The organism is Campylobacter sp. 2018MI13, assembly GCF_018501135.1.
Lineage (GTDB): Bacteria > Campylobacterota > Campylobacteria > Campylobacterales > Campylobacteraceae > Campylobacter_E.
Map to the genome: position 1 here is coordinate 1 of NZ_JAHCZC010000126.1, position 2489 is coordinate 2489.

The 2489-nt window shown below is 26.2% G+C and carries 3 protein-coding genes; 2 read left to right on the forward strand and 1 reads right to left on the reverse strand.

The annotated features are described in order from the left end of the window. Positions 1-248 precede the first annotated feature (248 nt). Together KJQ99_RS09130 and KJQ99_RS09135 are read left to right on the forward strand one after the other, a co-directional pair. Positions 249-1340, forward strand: a complete 1092-nt coding sequence (locus KJQ99_RS09130; RefSeq protein ID WP_214150625.1) for a DegT/DnrJ/EryC1/StrS family aminotransferase — start codon at positions 249-251, stop codon at positions 1338-1340. Further along, positions 1328-2275 (forward strand): hypothetical protein, encoded by a 948-nt coding sequence (locus KJQ99_RS09135; protein ID WP_214150626.1) that lies wholly within the window; start codon positions 1328-1330, stop codon positions 2273-2275. The genes KJQ99_RS09130 and KJQ99_RS09135 overlap by 13 nt, the downstream gene beginning before the upstream one ends. Positions 2276-2300: 25 nt before the next feature. On the opposite strand, the gene KJQ99_RS09140 is transcribed toward KJQ99_RS09135, so the two are convergent. Then, a partial coding sequence (locus KJQ99_RS09140) for a hypothetical protein (RefSeq protein WP_214150627.1) occupies positions 2301-2489 on the reverse strand: 189 nt, incomplete at its 5' end.

A 2489-nucleotide genomic window follows, 5' to 3' on the forward strand; every position in this document is an offset into this window, starting at 1 on the left:
CTATTAAGCTCATAATTAAAATCTTTTATATCTTTTAGAAAGATATTGTCTTTACTGATAATTATAGTACCATTATTATCTACAAAACCAAAATTGTTATCTTTTACATTTAAAATATTTTTTATCATATCTAAATAATTGTTATATATTTTACTCATTATTACCTACTTTGACACATTTAATATATTTTAACATTTTTTAAGTTATAATAATTTCAATTATTAGAATATAATTTAATAGGCATTAATATGATAAAATTTTTAGATTTAGCAAAGATAAATAATCGTTTTAGAGCTGAAATAGAGACTAAAACAAGTGATATTTTAGATAATGGTTGGTATTTGCAAGGCAAATACAACGAAGAGTTTTGTAAAAATTATTCAAATTATTGTGGCACAAAGTATGCGTTGGGTGTAGCAAATGGACTTGATGCTTTAAGACTTATCATCAACGCTTATGGTTTTAGCAATGGTGATGAGATAATAGTTCCTGCAAATACTTATATAGCAAGTATTTTAGCGATTAGCGATAATGGTTGCACTCCTGTTCTTGTAGAGCCTGATATTAATACATATTGTATAAATCCTGATTTGATAGAGCAAAAAATAACACCTAAAACAAAAGCTATAATGGTAGTTCATTTATATGGACAAGTTTGTGATATGGACAAGATAAATACCATTGCTAAAAAATATAATCTAAAAGTCATAGAAGACTCAGCACAAGCTCACGGAGTATATTATAAAGGTAAAAGAGCTGGAAATCTAGGTGATGCTTCTGCATTTTCATTTTATCCTGGAAAGAATTTAGGTTGTTTTGGGGATGGTGGAGCTATTACCACAAATGATAAAGAACTTTATGAAAAGGTAAAAGCTTTGGCAAATTATGGCTCACATAAAAAATATTGTAATATTTATAAGGGGCTTAACTCAAGACTAGACGAGTTGCAAGCTGCTGTGCTTGATGTAAAATTAAAATATCTAGATAGTGATAATGCAAAAAGAGTAGAAATAGCAAAATATTATATAGACAATATAAATAATAAACTTATAACTTTACCAAAATACACTGATAATAAATCTCATGTATGGCATGTATTTGTTGTGCGTGTAAAAAATAGAGATAAGTTTCAAGAATATTTAAAGGAAAATGATATAGAAACGATAATCCATTACCCAACTCCACCGCATAAACAAGAAGCATATAAAGAACTAAATCATCTATCACTTCCAATAACAGAACAAATTCATAATGAAGTTATAAGCTTACCAATTTCGCCTATTATAAATAATAATGAAGTTGATTTTGTAGTAAAAGTTGTAAATTCTTGGAAATATTAAAAAATTTAAATTCTGAAGAAAAAACTTCAGCTTTCTTATATATTTTAAATACTATTAATAATGAAAAAAATGTTAATACTCAAATAAACATGATCATTTCTTTATTAAAAAGTAAATTGATATACGGAAGTGGTTATTATAGCTCTGATATAATAGAAAATATATTAATACGAGAATCAAATAAATTAAACATAGAACTAACTAATAAATATAACAAAAATACTATATTACATATAATGACAACAAGTTATTCTAATGGTGGGCATACAAGAGTTGTAGAAAGATGGATTGAAAACCCACTAGACCTAAAACAACATTCATTATTACTTACAGAACAAAATGTTGAAGAAGTAAATCAAAGACTAAAAATGGCTATTTTAGACAATAAAGGGGAGATTGTTTCTATAAATAACATAAAAAATATTTATGAAAAAGCAATAGAATTACGAAAAATAGCTTCAAAATATGAAATAATAATATTACATATTCATAATTATGATATTTTACCAATATTAGCATTTGCAAATAAAAATTTTACTAGACCTATAGCTTTATATAATCACTCCGATCATTTATTTTGGATAGGTATATGTATATCAGATATGATATTAGAATTAAGAACATATGGAATTAAAGTATCTAACAATTATAGAGATATTGCAAGAAACTTTTTTGTAGGTATACCACTAGATGATAAAATATGTAAGAACTATTACAATAAAAATGAAATAAAAGAAAACTTAAAAATATCAAAAGATAAAAAAATAATTTTATCTGTTGCAAGTTCTTATAAATTTACAACTTATAAAGCTTTTAATTTCACTAAAATAATAAATCAAGTATTGTTAGAGAACGAAAATACCTATTTTATTATAATAGGTGCAAATGCTAATAGTTTAAATTGGAATATAAATCATTCTAGGGTAAAATTATAAATTAGGGTTCATAACTGGCCTTTATTCACATCCTCGAGGCCAACAGGCCGTAATAGCATCTCTTTGCCGTCTTTTTCCTTAAAAAAAAAATACCTTTCACATTCTTCAACCAACTTCCCTTCTTCTTCTTCTCCACTTCACCCATCCATCTTAACTTACCTCCTGCACCACTTGCTTTTTTCCTTCTCTTCTCCACTACCTTTTCGAGTGCGTA